Origin of the sequence: Enterobacter sp. MEB024, from assembly GCF_030209635.1 — a bacterium.
In the GTDB taxonomy this organism is placed as follows: Bacteria; Pseudomonadota; Gammaproteobacteria; order Enterobacterales; family Enterobacteriaceae; genus Enterobacter; species Enterobacter ludwigii.
Genome location: NZ_JARVRQ010000003.1, coordinates 468,019 through 486,586, shown reverse-complemented (window position 1 = coordinate 486,586; position 18,568 = coordinate 468,019). Strand labels below are relative to the sequence as shown.

Below are 18,568 nucleotides of genomic sequence, written 5' to 3'. Positions count from 1 at the left end.
CCGGATTTTTACGTTATGTCAGATCGCGACACGCTTTTTTCCGCGCCTATCGCCAGCCTGGGCGACTGGACCTTTGATGAACGGGTTGCCGAAGTCTTCCCGGATATGATCCAGCGCTCTGTTCCCGGTTATTCCAATATCATCTCTATGATCGGCATGCTGGCTGAGCGTTTCGTTCAACCCGGCACGCAGGTGTATGATCTGGGCTGCTCGCTCGGCGCGGCAACGCTGTCTGTTCGTCGTAACGTTCACCATGAAGGCTGCAAAATCATTGCCGTCGATAACTCCCCGGCCATGGTGGAACGCTGCCGTCGCCACATCGACGCGTATAAAGCCCCGACGCCAGTCGAGGTTGTGGAAGGTGATATCCGTGATATCGACATCAATAACGCGTCGCTGGTGGTTCTGAATTTTACTCTGCAGTTCCTGGTGCCTGAAGACCGTCAGCTGTTGCTGGACAAAATTTATAAAGGCCTGAAACCCGGTGGCGCGCTGGTGCTGTCCGAGAAATTCAGCTTTGAAGATGCCGAAGTGGGTGAGCTGCTGTTCAATATGCATCACGACTTCAAACGGGCCAACGGCTATAGCGAGCTGGAAATTAGCCAGAAACGTAGCATGCTCGAAAACGTGATGCTGACGGACTCCGTCGAAACCCATAAAGCACGCCTGCGTCAGGCAGGCTTCGAGCACAGCGAACTGTGGTTCCAGTGCTTCAACTTCGGCTCGCTGGTGGCGCTGAAAGGTGGGGACATCGCATGATCGAGTTCAGTAATTTCTATCAGCTGATTGCCAAAAACCATCTCTCCCACTGGCTGGAGACGCTGCCGGCACAAATTGCTGCCTGGCAGCGGGATCAGCAGCATGGTCTGTTAAAGCAGTGGTCCAACGCGGTGGAGTTTCTGCCGGAACTGACCCCACACCGTCTGGATCTGCTCCACAGCGTTACCGCACAAAGCGAAACGCCGCTTCCGCCCGGGCAAATAAACCGCATTGAAACGCTAATGCGTAACCTGATGCCGTGGCGCAAAGGTCCGTTCTCACTCTACGGCGTTAACATTAATACTGAATGGCGTTCTGACTGGAAATGGGATCGCGTGCTGCCTCACCTTTCCGACCTGACCGGGCGAACCATTCTGGATGTTGGCTGCGGCAGCGGGTACCACATGTGGCGCATGATTGGCGCAGGGGCACATCTGGCGGTGGGGATTGACCCTATGCAGCTGTTCCTGTGCCAGTTTGAAGCGGTGCGTAAATTGCTGGGTAACGACCAGCGCGCGCACCTGCTGCCGTTGGGTATTGAGCAGCTCCCTGCCCTGAAGGCGTTTGACACCGTGTTTTCGATGGGTGTCCTGTACCACCGCCGCTCCCCACTCGAACATCTGTGGCAGCTGAAAGATCAGCTGGTCAGCGGCGGCGAGCTGGTGCTGGAAACGCTGGTGGTAGAGGGTGATGAAAATACCGTTCTGGTGCCGGGCGATCGCTATGCGCAGATGCGGAACGTTTACTTTATTCCTTCCGCGCCGGCGCTGAAAAACTGGCTGGAGAAGTGCGGTTTTGTGGATGTCCGTATTGCCGATGTCTGCGTAACGTCAACTGAAGAACAGCGTCGCACCGACTGGATGATCACCGAATCGCTGGCGGAATTCCTCGACCCGGCAGACCACAGCAAGACTGTCGAAGGGTATCCTGCGCCAATGCGCGCGGTGTTGATCGCGACGAAACCGTAGATTCCCCCGGTCCTCTTCCCAAAGGGGCGAGGGAGAAAAGACCGCACCGTACTGTCCCCTCTCCTCTTTGGGGAGAGGGTTAGGGTGAGGGGCATAAAAAAAGGCCCCTGTTGAAATTGCAGGGGCCTGGTACAAGCAAGCATCATATTGGGCGACATGATGCGCGGTAAAAATCGGTACGTTGCTACACGTGATGACGTTCAATCATCGATTTCATTACCGCAACCGACGCTCCCTCTACACCGTAGCGTGAGTACTCATCCGCTTCAGCATCCGTCGACATTGACAACCCTGTGTTGCGATAACGCATGGGCGATGGCATCCATTTGCCCGCAGAGCTGTGAAGCTCCTCTACCCCGGCGTTTAAAAACAGTTCCATATTGCTGGCACGCACTCCCGCACCCGCCATTATTATTGGAACACCGGAATGTGCTTTTAGTTCCGTAATTAATTGCAGTCCTTTTTCAGCAGATGACTGCTGACCCGATGTCAGGACCCGCGCCACGCCAAGTTCAGCAAGAATATCAAAGGATTGCAGGGGATTTTTACACATATCAAACGCGCGATGAAAAGTGACCGCCATCCCTTTTGCCGCGTTCATGACCTGACGCATGCGCAGCAGATCGACATTGCCGTCTTCATCAAGCAACCCAATAACCAGGCCGGGGAATCCCAGATCGCCAACGAGAGTGATATCTTCAAGCATGGCACTGAACTCGCCCGGCGTGTAACAGAAATCGCCGCCGCGAGGACGAATAATCGGGTGTACCGGAACGGTGACAGCCTGACGGGCAGACTTCAGCATCCCGTATGAAGGCGTTAACCCACCCTCTTTGGGTGCGGCGCACAGTTCAATGCGGTCAGCCCCGTGCTGTTGCGCGATGACGGCACACTCCACGCTGTAACAACAAATCTCCAGCAGCGCCATTACATCCTCCTTAATATCCACTTAACGCACCATCATGACACGCAGGCTACGCCCGGTCTCAGCGTACGGTCACATCTTATGCTTCGCTGGCAACAATCTGTTCAATCGTCCAGGGATGGAACTTCACGGTCACCTGTCCGTCAGTGACGGCCAGAGTAGGATTAGGCAGACGCTCTCGTTCGCCTTTCGGGGAACTTGTTTTCACAAAAATGCCAGGCTTGCTCAGGCCCTCGTCAGACAACAGCGCCAGTGCACGAGCATTCAGCGTTTCGGGCTCACCCGGCAGGACAATTTCGATATGCTCCCAGCCTTCATGCGGGTAGCGTTTCTCGCCCGGCCAGGGCAATTCGACCACACTGAACTGCCAGTGAGCCACGCAAACCGGTTCTTGCAGTTTGAACAGGCAGATGGGGCGACCGTTGATGATGTTCTCTGAGAGTAACTCGCCACACTGTTCAAACCCGCGACGCCAGCGCTCGGCGGTTGCGTTCTGATGGCAGCGCAAGGAGATGTGATCGGCCTCAAGCGGCGCAATATCCAGACCAAGGCGGGTGGCAAGTTCTGTGAACGCCTGGGTGAAGCGCGGTAAATCTGCGGAAATATCATGCAGTTCGTCAATGGAGTGCCAGTTCGCCATACGTCAGTCTCTTATCGTGTCGCAAAGCCGCTAATTTACTCTGTTGCCCTCTTTCGACCAACCTCTGAATAGCGGTTTTTACGACTGCATGTTTATGCATGCTTTCTTAGCCTGGATTCTGAGCAATCTTCGGCCCCCGCAATGCTGACGCCAGAAGGCATTTGCAGTATACTCCCGCCCTAAATTCTTTAACTGGCGCGGGCGGTTATTTGCCCGCATCAAAAATGTAAGGTATCCAGGTGAATATTCAGGCTCTTCTCTCCGAAAAAGTCAGTCAGGCACTGATTGCAGCAGGCGCGCCTGCGGATTGCGAACCGCAGGTTCGTCAGTCAGCAAAAGTACAGTTTGGCGACTATCAGGCTAATGGCGTGATGGCAGTGGCTAAAAAACTGGGTATGCCGCCGCGACAACTCGCTGAGCAGGTGCTGACTCATCTGGATCTCACCGGTATTGCCAGCAAAACTGAAATCGCCGGCCCTGGATTTATCAACATCTTCCTTGAGCCTGCTTTCCTGGCACGCCACGTTGACGCGGCGCTGAAATCTGACCGTCTGGGTGTCTCCCAGCCAGAAGCGCAGACCGTGGTGATTGACTACTCAGCGCCAAACGTGGCGAAAGAGATGCACGTCGGGCACCTGCGTTCCACCATTATCGGTGACGCGGCCGTGCGTACCCTGGAATTCCTCGGTCACAAAGTGATCCGCGCGAACCACGTGGGCGACTGGGGTACCCAGTTCGGGATGCTGATTGCTTACCTGGAAAAACAGCAGCAGGAAAACGCGGGTGAGATGGCCCTGGCAGACCTGGAAGGGTTCTACCGCGAAGCTAAAAAACACTACGACGAAGACGACGCTTTTGCCGAGCGCGCGCGCAGTTACGTGGTAAAACTGCAGGGCGGCGACCCGTACTTCCTCGAGATGTGGCGCAAACTGGTTGACATCACCATGTCCCAGAACCAGCTCACCTATAACCGTCTGAACGTCACCCTGACCCGTGACGATGTGATGGGTGAAAGCCTCTATAACCCGATGCTGCCTGGCATTGTGGCTGACCTGAAGGCCAAAAACCTGGCGGTTGAGAGCGAAGGCGCGACGGTCGTGTTCCTAGATGAGTATAAAAACAAGGAAGGTGAACCGATGGGCGTGATCATCCAGAAAAAGGATGGCGGCTATCTTTACACCACCACCGATATCGCCTGTGCGAAATACCGTTACGAAACGCTGCATGCGGACCGCGTGCTGTACTACATCGACTCCCGTCAGCACCAGCACCTGATGCAGGCGTGGACTATCGTGCGCAAAGCAGGCTACGTGCCGGATTCCGTGCCGCTTGAACACCATATGTTCGGCATGATGCTGGGTAAAGACGGTAAGCCGTTCAAAACCCGTGCGGGCGGTACCGTGAAGCTGTCCGACCTGCTGGACGAAGCGCTGGAACGCGCCCGCCGTCTGGTGGCCGAGAAGAATCCGGATATGCCTGCCGATGAGCTGGAAAAACTCGCCAACGCCGTGGGTATCGGTGCAGTGAAGTACGCGGATCTCTCCAAGAACCGTACCACCGACTATATCTTCGACTGGGATAACATGCTGGCCTTTGAAGGTAATACTGCGCCGTATATGCAGTATGCCTACACCCGCGTGCTCTCCGTGTTCCGTAAAGCCAGTATCGATGAAAGCGCGCTGGCCAATGCTGAGGTGATCATTTCCGAAGATCGCGAAGCCCAGCTGGCGGCACGTCTGCTGCAGTTTGAAGAGACGCTGGCCGTTGTCGCACGTGACGGTACCCCGCACGTGATGTGCTCTTACCTGTACGATCTGGCGGGTCTGTTCTCCGGTTTCTACGAACACTGCCCTATCCTGTCTGCGGAAAGCGAAGCGGTCCGCAACAGCCGCCTGAAGCTGGCTCAGCTGACGGCGAAGACCCTGAAGCTGGGTCTGGATACCCTGGGTATCGAAACCGTAGAGCGCATGTAATAAACAAACCCGGCCATCGCCGGGTTTTTTATGTTCAAAAATATTTGCGCAGGTATTCCGTTAAACACAGGATTGCCATGGCCTGTCCATAGGGCATCGACGTGAGTGGGATCTGGCGATAGAACGCCAGATCGCGGCCCATCCCCGTACCGAACGACGTCTGCAGTAACTCCCCTTCCGGCGAGATATTTTCCACAATGCCGCGAATCGCTTTCTCCGCCACCTCAGCATATTCCGCGCCGACATAGCGTTTACGCACCGCTTTCAGAATACCGTAGGCAAAGCCTGCCGTGGCTGACGCCTCAAGGTAGGAATGCGGATCGTCGAGCAGCGTATGCCACAGGCCGCTATCGTTCTGACATTTGGCGAGGGCCGCAATCTGCGCGTTCAGCACCTGCACAAGGTAGCGGCGAACGGCGTTATGTTCAGGCAAATCCACTAGCTCAAGGAAATCCGGGATCACGATGGTCAGCCAGCTGTTGCCTCGTGCCCAGCGTGCCTTCGCAAAGTTATGGTGGCCTTCGTAATTCCAGCCGTGGAACCACAGGCCGGTTTCACGATCCATCAGGTTTTGCACGTGCAGCAGAAACTGATACACCGCCTCTTCAACGTACTCCGGTTTATTAAGGAGTTTGCCGATTTTCGCCAGCGGCAGAACCGTCATCATCAGCGTGTCATCCCACATCTGCTGAGAATTCTCTTCCGCCAGGGTGATGTGCTGCATGCCGCCATGGTCGGTGCGCGGCATCTCATTCATAGCCCACTCCGCCCAACTTTCCAGCCACGGCAGCCAGGCCGGGTTTCTGGTCTCTTCGTAACGATAAGCCAGCGTCAGGAACGGTGACATGGTATTCACGTTTTTGGTGGTCGCCCCTTCCCTGAAACGATCGGCAAACCAGCGGTCAATGATGTCACGCATCGCTTCGTCGCCCGTCAGGCAGTAATACTGCCAGATACCGTATAACCCCACGCCGTGGGTCCACTCCCAGCCTGCCCAACCTTTGGTGTCAATGACCCGCCCGTCGTCCAGGCGCAGTAAAAACTCACCTGTTGTATCGTGGATATTAACGAGGTTATGCGTCACCTTTTCAATCAGCGATTTCAGCTCGTCCCGGGCGATGAAATGCGCAGGCTGACGCAGGAGTGGACTGTGTTTGACCGGCCAAACTTTCATTATCTTAACCTCTGTTGTATGTCGAATTCAGTACCGCACGCCCCTTCAGCGAAGGTGCCGCAGGCTTATTACGATTCAGATAACCGATGTTGTTATTGCCCCACAGCGACGCATAAGGCATACCGGCCAGCATCTCCACGGTGGCGCGGGCTTCTGGTGTCGCACTCTCAGGAATGGCGCGACCAGACGCGCGCATTTTGGCGGTCTCTTCACGCAGCGTGGTGTGGGTGTGCAAATTGAGTTTGAAACGCAGCGAGACCAGGAAGCCGCAGAACAGAACCAGAAGCGTTCCCACGCTCAGGATCAGCAGAATGGTGTGGCTCACTTCCGCGGGCTGGGTCTTTTGTCCGCTTACAAAGCCGGACATCTGCATCACAATGCCCACCAGCATTACCGCCCCCGCCTGCGAGGCTTTGCGGGTCAGCGTCATGATGCCGGCGAAAATCCCTTCGCGGCGCTGGCCGGTGATCACTTCATCGACATCAGCAATGTAGGTGTAGGTATTCCACGGCACATAGTTGATCCCACCGCGTCCCAGACCGGCAACTGCAGAGACCAGCAATAACAGAGAGTAGATATCACTCAGGCCCGCGTAATACAGCACGGCGTAGGAAAGCGATGCCAGGCCAAACAGCACCACGACCATTCGATAGGACGGCGCGGGTCCGAAGCGAATGCACAGCGGGATCATGGCGATAACCGCAATAAACTGGAAGATGGCCATCGTGCCCAGCAGGCTGGAGGCCATGGATGCTTCCTGCATCAGCACGAAAACCACGTAGTAGGTAAACACGGCATTAAAGACGTCCTGGGCGATATACCCGCCAAGGTACATCCCCAGATGCTGACGGAAAATTCTCACGCGCAGCGTTGAGCTCAACTCAACAAACAGGCGGTTGAGGCTCTGCCCGAGCGAGAGTTTCTTCTTCTCTTCTTCGGCACGCAGGGCGGCTTCGCTCCACTCTTCCCGCGGTCGCTCCCAGGTGAAGAACCAGACGAGCATGAGCATCAGCGCGCACAGCACGGAGAAGACCAGGCTTGCATAGAAAAAGGAGACCGCGTTGTCTTTGCCGAAATGCGTGAGCAGGATCCCCGGCAGGAATGAGGCCAGGATGGCAGACATTTGCGCCATCGAGATACGGGCACCTGAGAAGCGGGTTTTCTGTTTAAAGTCATCGGTCATTTCCGGCACCAGCGTTTCGTACGGCACCAGAATCATGGTGTAGACGATATCGAACACCAGATAGGTCAGCAGGTAATACCAGAAACTCATCTCCCCCACCCACATCAGGGAGTAGCTGAATACGCACGGGATCCCCAGCAGAATAAAGAACTTACGCCGACCGAAGCGCTTGCCGAGCCATGTCGTGCCAAAGTTATCGGTCAAAAAGCCCATCAAAGGGCTGACGACGGCATCCAGTACCCTTGCGGCAGCAAAGATGAAGGTTGCTTCAATCGGGGAGAGTCCACAGAACGTTGTATAAAAATACAAAAGCCAGGCCGCCGTCAGGGCGGTGGTTCCCGCCCCGAGGAAATCGCCTGACCCGTAAGCAAGATAATTTGCGAGTCCAATTTTTCGTGTTTTCATTGCCGTCAACCCTACTCAGTTTTGGGAGACTCCCTGTAAGCAAAATCTGATCCGGGAGTTATTACACGGCTACAGTAAGAGTATCGACCTGGTGATACCTTTCTGTTTTTGCCATCACCGGCAAGCGGCTGGCAAAAATGCAAAGAGTGTCGTTACGCGTGTCACTGATTTATAAAACAGCGTTTCTTTTACATCAAAAGAGGAGGTCATTTTTTGCGAGCCAGCCATCAGAAATGGCTGATGGCTGGCGTAGAAAGCGGGGTATTAGCGGTAGTTGACGATGACGGAATTACGCTGAACTTTCAGCGCAGGGATCAGGCGTCCGCCGCCTGGCACTTCCCAGATAAAGCGCAAAGGTTCAACAGCAGGCACGCCGTTGAAGGCCTGAGTGGTGCCATTCTCTCCGTCAATTTCCGTACAGCGTGTCTGGGAGCACAGTCGTACCCGAAGCCCGGCTGGCGTTGGGCCAATAAGCGTGTAGTTCCAGACCACCAGGGTCATCAGACCGGACACCGGCTCAGTCGGTGATAATGGTCGCGAAGACATGGCGACACCGCGGTTGCTGAGGGTCACGCCAATGCTGCTGGCCTGCCAGGTCCCTTCCCCGGCGGCCTGGGCCACCAGCGGAAAAAGTAAAATCCATAACCACTTACGCATTATTTTCCTCCGATCGTCGCCGTCATACGGATATGACGGTTATCCGACAACTCCATATTCGACAGCACGACCAGCTGGTTCAGGCTACGGCGCAGGAAGCGCGACAGCAGCGGACGCAGCGCATGGTTCACCAGCAGAACCGGTGGCGCACCCAGCATCTCCTGACGCGCCAGCGCCTCTTGTGTTTGCTCCAGCAGACGGTCGGCCAGGCCAGGTTCCAGCCCTCCACCGCCCTGCAGAGCCTGCAGCAGCAGACGTTCAAGCGGCGTATCGAGGCCGATAACCTGCACTTCCCCGGTGCCCGGGAACCACTGCTGCGTGATCGCCCGCCCCAGTGCCACGCGCACCACCGCCGTCAGTTCGTGCGGATCGCTTTGCAACGGTGCATGCTCGGCGAGGGTTTCCAGAATGGTACGCATATCGCGGATCGGCACTTTTTCCTCGAGCAGGTTTTGCAGCACCTTGTGCAGCGTGGTCAGCGTCACGACGCCTGGCACGAGATCTTCCGTCAGCTTCGGCATCTCCTGCGTGACGCGATCGAGCAGTTGCTGGGCTTCCTGACGACCAAACAACTCGGCCGAGAATTGTCCAATCAGATGGTTCAGGTGAGTCGCCACCACGGTACTCGCCTCCACCACGGTGTAGCCCTGAATTTGCGCCTGCTCTTTCAGCGCGCTTTCAATCCAGATGGCAGCCAGGCCAAAGGCCGGGTCGATGGTTTGCTCGCCTGGCAGCGTACCCGCCGCGGTGCCCGGGTTAATGGCCAGCCAGCGGCCTGGATAAGCATCACCGCTGCCAATCTCTACGCCTTTCATCAGAATTCGATAGCGCGCAGGCGGCAGATCCATATTGTCGCGGATGTGAACCACCGGCGGCAGGAAGCCCATGTCCTGGGCGAATTTTTTACGGATGCTGCGGATTCGGCCCAGCAGTTCGCCATCCTGCTGGAAATCGACCATCGGGATGAGGCGATACCCCACTTCCATTCCCAGTGAATCTTCCAGTTGAACGTCGTTCCAGGTCGCTTCCACGGCCTGCGTGTTCTCCGGCATTTTTACCGGAGCAGGTTCCGCTGCCGGGGTCATCTCACGGCCACGCATCCACCAGGCAAGGCCCAGCAATGCCGCAGTGAACAGCAGGAACACCAGGTTTGGCATTCCCGGCACCAGACCGAGCAGGCCCAGCACCGCGGCGGCCAGCAGCATCACGCGCGGGTTGCTGAAGAGCTGCCCGACCATCTGCTCGCCAACATCCTGATCGGTACTGACGCGGGTCACGATAACCCCCGCCGCCGTTGAGATGACCAGCGCCGGGATCTGAGCCACCAGACCGTCACCAATGGTCAGCAGCGTATAGCTTTCCGCCGCGTGGCCCATGTCCATGCCGTGCTGCAGCACGCCCACCAGCAGGCCGCCGACCACGTTAATCACCATGATCAGGATGCCCGCAATGGCATCACCGCGAACAAACTTACTCGCACCGTCCATTGAGCCATAGAAGTCAGCTTCCTGCGTCACTTCCGAGCGGCGCTTTTTGGCTTCATCTTCGGCAATAAGCCCGGCGTTCAGATCCGCGTCGATGGCCATCTGCTTGCCCGGCATCCCGTCAAGCACAAAACGCGCGCCCACTTCCGCGATACGTCCGGCACCTTTGGTGATAACCATAAAGTTGATGATGACAAGAATGACGAACACCACGATACCGATGGCAAAGTTACCGCCGACCAGGAAGTGGCCGAATGCCTCAACCACTTTACCCGCTGCGGCAGCACCGGTATGACCTTCCATCAGAATGATACGGGTTGACGCCACGTTCAGCGCCAGCCTTAACAAGGTGGTAAACAGCAGAATGGTCGGGAATGCGGCGAACTCAAGGGTGCGCTGGGTGAACATCGCCACCAGCAAAACCATAATGGACAACGCAATGTTGAATGTGAAAAGCAGGTCGAGGATGAACGCCGGAAGCGGCAAAACCATCATCGACAGAATTAGCAGGATGAGAATCGGTCCGGCAAGGATCTGCCATTGCGTCGATTTCAGGTTGCCGGGCAGGCGCAACATTGCCACCAGATTAGCCATCAGTGTCCTTCTCGTTCATAAAATCCAGCGCGTCAGGCACCGGAAGGTTCTCAGGTTTCACAGGCCGTTGACCGCCAGCCAGACGCCAGCGTTTCAACTGCCATACCCAGGCCAGCACTTCCGCCACCGCGGCGTAGAGTTGTCCTGGGATCTGTTGTCCAATTTCCGCATGGCGATACAGCGCGCGCGCCAGCGGAGGCGCTTCGAGTATGGGCACCCGGTTTTCGGTACCAATTTCACGAATACGCAGGGCGATAAGCCCCGCCCCTTTCGCCACCACTTTCGGCGCGCTCATTTTGTTTTCGTCGTACTGCAGCGCAACGGAATAGTGTGTCGGGTTAGTCACAATGACGTCGGCTTTTGGCACATCTTCCATCATCCGTCGACGGGCGGCAGCACGTTGCATCTGGCGGATACGCCCTTTCACGTGCGGGTCACCTTCCATCTGCTTATATTCATCCCGAATATCCTGACGAGACATGCGCAGTTTCTTGAAGTGGCTGTAAAGCTGGAAGATAACGTCAAAACCCACCATGGGAATAATGCTGAGCACCACCAGCAGGGCACAGAGCCCGGCCAGGTTCAGCGCATTGCTCATCGCGGTTAACGGCGATTCACTGATAAGGCGCATCATTTCCGGCCAGTGGTGCCAGAGAAAAAAACCGCCGGTACTGCCCATCAGGACCGATTTCAGAATCGCTTTAAGCAACTCCGCACCGGTTTGCGCCGAGAACATTTTCGCAATCCCCGGCAGCGGGTTCAGTTTCGAAAACTTGGGTTGCAGCGATTTCCCGCTAAACACCAGACCGCCCAGCATTACGGGCGAGACCAGCGCCACCAGCACGACGCCGGTAATCAGGGGCAACAGCGCAAGCATGGCATCTTTAACGAGCAGGATTATCTGGCTGAGGATCAGGTTAGGGTCGTTGACCATACTGTGGTCAAAACGTAGGCCAGCCGAGAGCATTCCCGCCAGTTTGCGGGCGAGCGCCTCCCCACCCCACCAGATAATGCACACGCCTACGATGAGGATCAGCAGGGATGTCAGTTCTCGGGATCGGGGGACCTGCCCTTCCTCACGCGCTTTTTCTAGTCGGTGGGGTGTGGGGGCTTCCGTTTTGTCGTCGTTCTCTTCTGCCACAGTGCCTGCTCGCAGCCCATTTAGTCACGGGTATCATGCCAGCCTGACCCTTCATCAATGGGTTGAAAAAACCCAATAACCGGGTTCTTTTAGCCAGTTCAGCGTCGGAGCAATCGGGTGATGAGTAAAAAACGGCAAAAAAAATTTGAGATAGCGTTTGGCAACACTGTCAGCAAGCAGTGCGTGAGCAAGGGCCAGCCACCCCAGCGTTATGCACCCAAAATTAAGCGGCATACCCTCAGGTTGCGCGCGCAACCTGAGGGTCATCACCTCAATCAGAAACCAAGGCTGTCCAGCAGGTCGTCTACCTGATCCTGGCTTGCCACAACGCCCGCTTTGGTGGCGTCGAGTTGTGGACCGTTGAGCAGGCTTTCGTTCTCGCGTTTTGGACGAGCGGCCGGTTCCGGAATGTTCTCCAGCAGCACCATCAGCAGCTGACGTTCAATTTCCTGAATCACATCCATCATGCGCTTGATAACCTGGCCCGTGAGGTCCTGGAAATCCTGCGCCATCATGATGTCCAGCAGCTGCGCGTTGGTAAAGCTGGTGTGGTCCGGCACATCGCCCAGGAACTGACGGGTATCCGTGACCAGCTCGCGGGCATCCGCCAGCTCGATTGGATTCTCAAACCACTCATCCCAGCGTTTGGTCAGCGCTTTCGCGCCTTTCTCCATCGCATCCTGATGCGGTTGTGACGCTTCAACGCTGTTCAGCGCACGTTCAGCCGCCTGAGCGGTCATCTGCACAACGTAGTCCAGACGATCGCGGGCATCCGGAATGGCTTCCGCCGCTTCGGCAATTGCCTGGTCCAGCCCCAGTTCACGCAGGCTGTCACGCAGCATGCGTGTCAGGCTGCCGATGCGGGCAATGATATCGCTGGGCGAGTGTTCTTCAACGGGTTTCATAGCAGGTTGCATCATCATAACCAACACCTCACATGCCGAGTTTCTCGAAGATCTTACCGAGCTTCTCTTCCAGGGTGGCCGCAGTGAACGGCTTCACGACATAGCCACTAGCGCCCGCCTGTGCTGCGGCAATAATGTTCTCTTTTTTCGCTTCTGCGGTCACCATCAGAACCGGCAATGACGCCATTCCCGCGTCCGCACGGATGGTTTTCAGCAGTTCCAGACCGTCCATGTTTGGCATGTTCCAGTCGGAGATAACAAAACCAAACCCGCCCGCCTGCAGTTTGTTCAGCGCATCAACGCCGTCTTCTGCTTCTTCAACGTTGTTGAAGCCCAGCTCTTTCAGCAGGTTGCGTACGATACGACGCATGGTGGAAAAGTCATCCACAACCAAAAACTTAAGCTCTTTATCCGCCATAAAATAATACTCCTGAGTCAAATACGTATTGCCTGTCCGGCACTGATTTTCGCCAGCATCTGCTGGCTTACCTGGCTAAGATCGACCACTTCGCTCACGCCACCCATATTGATGGCCTCGCGCGGCATGCCGAACACCACACAACTTGCTTCATTCTGCGCAATCGTCCAGGCGCCAGCCTGGTGCATTGCAAGCATTCCGGCGGCACCGTCGTTACCCATCCCCGTCAGGATCACCCCAACGGCGTTGCGCCCCGCATGTTTCGCCACCGAATGAAACAGCACATCCACCGACGGACGGTGCCGGTTTACCGGCGGTCCGTCATGAATTTTGATTTGATAGTTAGCGCCACTGCGCGCCAGCTCCATATGCTTGTCACCCGGTGCGATATACGCATGGCCGGGGAGTACGCGCTCACCGTCTTCCGCCTCTTTCACACTGATCTGACACAGCTTGTTCAGACGCTCGGCGAACGAGCGGGTAAAGCCTGGCGGCATATGCTGCGTGATCAGAATACCCGGACTTGACAGCGGCAATGGCTGGAGTACATGACGAATTGCCTCTGTTCCCCCGGTTGACGCCCCAATTACCAGCAGTTTTTCCGAACTGAGTAAAGGACCGGCCTTCAGCGTTACCGGTGCATCCATCGGTTTGTGCACGGCAAGCTTCGCACGTGACGCGGTGCGGATCTTCTCGGCGATCATTTCGCTGTACGCCAGCATCCCTTCACGAATGCCAAGCTGAGGTTTGGTGACAAAATCCACCGCCCCTAACTCCAGCGCACGCAGGGTAATTTCAGATCCTTTTCCGGTCAGGGATGAGACCATCACCACCGGCATGGGCCGCAGGCGCATCAATTTTTCCAGGAAATCAATGCCATCCATGCGCGGCATTTCGACATCCAGCGTTAACACGTCGGGGTTATATTTTTTAATTAAATCCCGCGCTACCAGCGGATCAGGCGCTGTCGCCACCATCTCCATGTCGCTGTGGCTATTGATAATTTCAGTCATGATCTGGCGCATCAGCGCAGAATCGTCGACAGACAACACCCTGATTTTACTCATGCTTTTTCCTTACTCAGCGCATATACCGTTTGCCCACGCAGGCTAAACTCACGCACGAGGTTGCTGAAGTTTTCCGAGTGCCCGGCAAACAGTAAACCGTCAGGCTTGAGCAACGGAACAAACCGACGCAGAATGTCCTGTTGCGTCGTTTTATCAAAATAGATCATGACGTTACGGCAAAAAATAGCGTCGAATGGCCCCGGCACGTTGTACTGCTTATCCAGCAGGTTAACGGGCGCGAATTCGACACAGTTCGCCAGCTCCTGGCGCACGCGCACCAGGCCTTCATGCGGGCCGGTTCCGCGCATGAAGTAACGCTGCAACTGCTGAGGTGACAGCGTTTTCAGTTCATCCTGGCGATACACGCCGTTGCGTGCCTTTTCCAGCACTTCGGTATCAATATCACTGGCGTAGACTTTCCAGCGTCCAGGCGCCATGCCCAGCGTGTCGGCAAGGGTGATCGCCAGCGAGTACGGCTCTTCCCCGGTTGAGGCGGCCGCACTCCAGACGCGATACTCCCCGCTGCGGCGACGCGCGTGCTCCGCCAGGACCGGGAAGTGGTGAGCTTCACGGAAAAATGCGGTCAGGTTGGTGGTTAACGAGTTAATAAAAGCCTGCCATTCTGCGCTGTTCTGGTTCGCTTCGAGCATGCTCAGATAGCGACCAAAATCGTCCAGCCCCAGCGTACGCAAGCGCCGCACCAGACGGTTGTAGACCATGTCTCGCTTATGATCGGCAAGCACAATCCCCGCACGCTGGTAGATTAACTGACATATCCGACGAAAATGCGCGTCGGACAGCGCGAGGCGCTGTGTCATCTGCAACAGTAATGACGTTTGCCCTGGGGGCATTGGTGATGTCATAGCGCCTTCTTAATTACATTCAGGATACAACTGGCACGGCCTGCGACCGCCCGACTTCTGTTACTGCTTCAACGTGCTCTTTCACATTAAATACCGCGACCAGCCCGGTCAGATGATCCGCCTGGCTGGCCAGCTGATCGGTTGCCGCTGCCGCTTCCTCCACTAACGAGGCGTTTTGTTGCGTGACCTGATCCATCTGGCTTACCGCCTGGGCCACCTGCTCAATTCCGCGACGCTGTTCATCGGACGCAGAAGCAATCTCGCCCATGATGTCGTTAACCCGCGTAACGGAGGTGACGATTTCGTGCATGGTTTTCGCCGCCGTGTCCACCAGGGCAGAGCCTTGCTGGACGCGCGAAACGGACTCTTCAATCAGTCCTTTAATTTCTTTCGCGGCGTTGGCGCTGCGGCTCGCCAGATTACGGACTTCACCGGCCACAACCGCAAAACCACGCCCCTGCTCACCGGCGCGTGCCGCTTCAACGGCCGCGTTCAGCGCCAGAATGTTGGTCTGGAACGCAATACCGTCAATCACGCTGATAATGTCGCCAATTTTCTGTGAACTGGCGGCAATATCCTGCATGGTACTGGCCACGTGAGAGGCCTGATCGCCCCCCTTCTTCGCCGTCATCGCCGCCTGTCTGGACAGGTCAGACGCCTGACGCGCGTTATCCGCGTTCTGGCTTACCGTCGCGGTGAGCTGCTCCATGCTGGCAGCCGTTTGCGCCAGCGAAGCTGCCTGCTGCTCGGTGCGCGATGAGAGATCGTTATTGCCTGCCGCAATCTCCGAGATCCCGGTGTGCATGGCATAACTGCCCTGTCGCACATCGGAGACCGTTTCCCGCAGGGCGCCCTGCATCGCCTTCAGGCTGGCAAAAATCGCCGAAATTTCGTTCTTGCCGTACACCGCCACCGGACGCGCCAGGTTACCCTTCGCAATACTGTCGAAGTGGCTGCTGACGATCGCCAGCGGTTGCACAATCATTCTGCGCGACCAGTACAGGGCACCGCCGGTCAGCAGCACCGCCAGAATCACCACCACGGCAAAAATCACGCCTGACATATGGTAGTTTTTACGGCTGTCATTCCCGGCGCGTTGGACAAACTGGTTAATGTTCTGCTGCCAGGCATTAAAGCTCGCATCAAACGCCGCCTGGGACGCCTGGACCGGCGCGGTCATAAAGTCCGAGAGCTGGTTGTTCTCAAGCCAGGTCGCCTGGTGATCCAGGTCGCTGTGCCACTGATCAAAACGCTTCTTCATCGCGACTTTCAGCGCTTTCACTTCCGCGCTGCCGGCGTCCTGTGCCGCGAAGGCGTTAAACTGCGCGTCAGCCAGCTTCAGGCTGTCGCGCGCGGTCACCATCAATGCCTTGATGTCATCCGGCGGATAACTCAGGGCGGTTAAGGTTCCCGCTTTGTTCAGCGCCGTGCTTGCCTGCAACAGTACGGCGCGCGTCTGTGCCACGGCGGCGCGCTGCTGGTTACTCGCCTCAACTTCCTGCAAATTCTGATAGCCATCGCGAAACGCCCAAAAAGACAACCCGTTACTGCCAACCTGCAACACACCGCAAAGGATCAGAATCAAAAACAGTGTGGTCGAGATACGAATACGATTTAACATCCACGCTCCCATCATGCGGCAAGCAGCCGCGGTTTAAATGTCAGTCAAAATGTTTCCCAGTTTTCATGTCCGGTCGTCGCTGCAGGTTTACGGGTCGCTGCCGCTGCTGCGGCAGGCGCGAGATACGTTGCTTGCGGGGTGACCGTGTTTCCAGCGAGTGAAGCGAGACGAAACGCCGAGACGGCCATCTTCAGACGGCTTGCCTGGTCTTCCAGCGCAGCCGCCGCCGCAGCGGATTCCTGCACCAGCGCGGCGTTTTGTTGTGTCACGCGATCCATTTCCGATACCGCCAGAGCGACCTGGTCGATACCACGACTCTGCTCATCCGACGCAGAGGCGATTTCACCCATGATGTCCGTTACGCGGGTAACGGCATTCACGATGTCATTCATGGTTTCCCCTGCGCTTTCTACCAGCACGGAGCCGGTATCGACGCGGGAAACGGAGTCTTCAATCAGGGCCTTGATCTCTTTCGCCGCGTTGGCACTGCGGCTGGCAAGGTTGCGCACTTCCCCGGCCACCACGGCAAACCCGCGCCCCTGCTCGCCCGCACGTGCGGCTTCAACGGCGGCGTTGAGGGCGAGGATATTGGTCTGGAAAGCGATGCCGTCGATAACGCTAATGATGTCGGCGATTTTCTTCGAACTGTCGGCGATTTCGTGCATGGTTTTCACCACGCCGTCCACCACGCGACCGCCTCGCTGCGCCGTTTCGGACGCGCTTTCCGCCAGCTGTGAGGCCTGACGGGCGTTGTCCGCGTTCTGCTTCACGGTCGCGGTAAGTTGCTCCATGCTGGCGGCGGTCTCTTCGAGCGCCGACGCCTGCTGTTCGGTGCGCGACGACAGATCGTTGTTGCCCATCGCAATTTCGCTGGTACCGGTATAAATGGCTTCCGATCCGTTACGCACGTTGGCGACGGTCTCAATTAGCGAGCGCTGCATATGATCAACGCTGTTTGCCAGCTCGGTAATTTCATTGCGCCCGGAGACGGTCAGCGTTTTGGTCAGGTCACCACCGGCAATCTCGCGAATGTGGGCAATGACGTGACCGAGAGGATTAAGCAGGATGTGGCGAATGCCGTACCACACGCCCACCAGCACGATGACCAGCGCCAGCGCCATGACGGCCATCTGCCATTTGGCAAAGCGGTAATCATTCTGGCTTTGCGTAAAGGCCGAGTGATACAGGTCGCCACTGGCTTTGGCGTATTCCCCGAGTGCCGCACCAAGGGCGTTTTGCATCCCCTGGGTAGGTTGCGCGAAATACGCGTCCATGTTGCCGCTTTCCAGGAACTGAATAAGCTCCGTCAGACCGGCATAGTAGGCGTTGTACTTTTCATCGATATTCTGGCTCACCTGCGCCATGGCAGGCTGTGGCGTGATTTTCTTAAAGGCGTCGTAGTGTTTCGCGGCGTCAGCAAGGGTCGCCCGCGCATTTTTCAGCAATTCCGTTTTCGCACTGCTCTGCTGATTATTTGGATCCATCATCATGCGGGCGGAAGAGCGGCTGAGGTTGATACGCGTTTGCAGCATCAGATCCCACGTCGACGTCAGTTCACTCTGCTGTACGCGGAGATCGTTCGAGGCGGCGAAACTGTCCTGGTTTTGTTTAAGTGACGAGAAAAAAAGCCCGCCGGAGGTAAGCTGAAGAAGTGCGAAAATGACCAGCACCATCATAAGCATTGTGACAACGCGGATACGGTTCAACATACAACACCTTCTCATAGATTTATTAACGGTGTTATCGGCACTGACTACAGGAACTTTACATTTGAGAAAGGGAAAAGCGCGG

Annotated in this window: 16 protein-coding genes; 3 read left to right on the top strand and 13 right to left on the bottom strand. The window is 56.4% G+C overall.

Annotated features, from left to right (window positions below; all coding sequences use genetic code 11):
* Window positions 1-15: 15 nt before the first annotated feature.
* On the top strand, window positions 16-759 hold the full coding sequence (gene cmoA / locus QRN24_RS08500; protein ID WP_020883390.1) for a carboxy-S-adenosyl-L-methionine synthase CmoA: 744 nt from the start codon (window positions 16-18) through the stop codon (window positions 757-759).
* A complete protein-coding gene (gene cmoB / locus QRN24_RS08495) occupies window positions 756-1,727 on the top strand; it encodes a tRNA 5-methoxyuridine(34)/uridine 5-oxyacetic acid(34) synthase CmoB (protein WP_020883389.1) in 972 nt (323 codons plus the stop codon). The genes cmoA and cmoB overlap by 4 nt, the downstream gene beginning before the upstream one ends.
* 184 nt (window positions 1,728-1,911) lie before the next feature.
* Here the strand turns inward: cmoB and cutC are convergent, their stop codons facing one another.
* Both cutC and QRN24_RS08485 read right to left on the bottom strand, forming a co-directional pair.
* A complete protein-coding gene (cutC, locus tag QRN24_RS08490; RefSeq protein ID WP_284942637.1) occupies window positions 1,912-2,655 on the bottom strand; it encodes a copper homeostasis protein CutC in 744 nt (247 codons plus the stop codon).
* A 76-nt stretch (window positions 2,656-2,731) separates the two neighbouring features.
* Window positions 2,732-3,292, bottom strand: coding sequence for a VOC family protein (locus QRN24_RS08485; RefSeq protein ID WP_044867377.1), 561 nt, complete (start codon window positions 3,290-3,292; stop codon window positions 2,732-2,734).
* A 239-nt stretch (window positions 3,293-3,531) separates the two neighbouring features.
* Between QRN24_RS08485 and argS the strand changes: the two genes are divergently transcribed.
* Window positions 3,532-5,265 carry an arginine--tRNA ligase gene (argS, locus tag QRN24_RS08480; protein ID WP_014170653.1) on the top strand — a complete coding sequence of 578 codons (1,734 nt, stop codon included), beginning with the start codon at window positions 3,532-3,534 and terminating at the stop codon, window positions 5,263-5,265.
* A 34-nt stretch (window positions 5,266-5,299) separates the two neighbouring features.
* Here the strand turns inward: argS and bglB are convergent, their stop codons facing one another.
* The 11 genes from bglB to tar all read right to left on the bottom strand — a co-directional run bounded on the left by bglB (window position 5,300) and on the right by tar (window position 18,486).
* Window positions 5,300-6,439 (bottom strand): beta-galactosidase BglB, encoded by a 1,140-nt coding sequence (bglB, locus tag QRN24_RS08475; protein ID WP_284942614.1) that lies wholly within the window; start codon window positions 6,437-6,439, stop codon window positions 5,300-5,302.
* Between the two features lie 4 nt (window positions 6,440-6,443).
* Window positions 6,444-8,027 (bottom strand): MFS transporter, encoded by a 1,584-nt coding sequence (locus tag QRN24_RS08470; protein WP_025203842.1) that lies wholly within the window; start codon window positions 8,025-8,027, stop codon window positions 6,444-6,446.
* 264 nt (window positions 8,028-8,291) lie between these two features.
* Entirely contained in the window at window positions 8,292-8,687 is a 396-nt protein-coding gene (flhE, locus tag QRN24_RS08465; RefSeq protein ID WP_123266835.1) for a flagellar protein FlhE, read from the bottom strand.
* Window positions 8,684-10,762: a flagellar biosynthesis protein FlhA gene (gene flhA / locus QRN24_RS08460; protein ID WP_014170658.1), complete on the bottom strand. Its 2,079-nt coding sequence runs from the start codon at window positions 10,760-10,762 to the stop codon at window positions 8,684-8,686. The genes flhE and flhA overlap by 4 nt, the downstream gene beginning before the upstream one ends.
* Window positions 10,755-11,903 carry a flagellar biosynthesis protein FlhB gene (flhB, locus tag QRN24_RS08455; RefSeq protein ID WP_014170659.1) on the bottom strand — a complete coding sequence of 383 codons (1,149 nt, stop codon included), beginning with the start codon at window positions 11,901-11,903 and terminating at the stop codon, window positions 10,755-10,757. Before flhB ends, flhA begins: the two co-directional genes overlap by 8 nt.
* Window positions 11,904-12,178: 275 nt before the next feature.
* Window positions 12,179-12,823, bottom strand: a complete 645-nt coding sequence (gene cheZ / locus QRN24_RS08450; protein ID WP_047744911.1) for a protein phosphatase CheZ — start codon at window positions 12,821-12,823, stop codon at window positions 12,179-12,181.
* Between the two features lie 13 nt (window positions 12,824-12,836).
* Window positions 12,837-13,226, bottom strand: coding sequence for a chemotaxis response regulator CheY (gene cheY / locus QRN24_RS08445; RefSeq protein ID WP_000763862.1), 390 nt, complete (start codon window positions 13,224-13,226; stop codon window positions 12,837-12,839).
* Window positions 13,227-13,243: 17 nt separating this feature from the next.
* Window positions 13,244-14,293 carry a protein-glutamate methylesterase/protein-glutamine glutaminase gene (locus QRN24_RS08440; RefSeq protein WP_272755411.1) on the bottom strand — a complete coding sequence of 350 codons (1,050 nt, stop codon included), beginning with the start codon at window positions 14,291-14,293 and terminating at the stop codon, window positions 13,244-13,246.
* Complete coding sequence (gene cheR / locus QRN24_RS08435; protein ID WP_014170664.1) at window positions 14,290-15,156, bottom strand: protein-glutamate O-methyltransferase CheR; 867 nt, start codon at window positions 15,154-15,156, stop codon at window positions 14,290-14,292. Before cheR ends, QRN24_RS08440 begins: the two co-directional genes overlap by 4 nt.
* Before the next feature lie 19 nt (window positions 15,157-15,175).
* Window positions 15,176-16,777, bottom strand: coding sequence for a methyl-accepting chemotaxis protein IV (gene tap, locus QRN24_RS08430; RefSeq protein ID WP_032680769.1), 1,602 nt, complete (start codon window positions 16,775-16,777; stop codon window positions 15,176-15,178).
* Between the two features lie 44 nt (window positions 16,778-16,821).
* Window positions 16,822-18,486, bottom strand: coding sequence for a methyl-accepting chemotaxis protein II (gene tar / locus QRN24_RS08425; RefSeq protein ID WP_262104584.1), 1,665 nt, complete (start codon window positions 18,484-18,486; stop codon window positions 16,822-16,824).
* Window positions 18,487-18,568 lie beyond the last annotated feature (82 nt).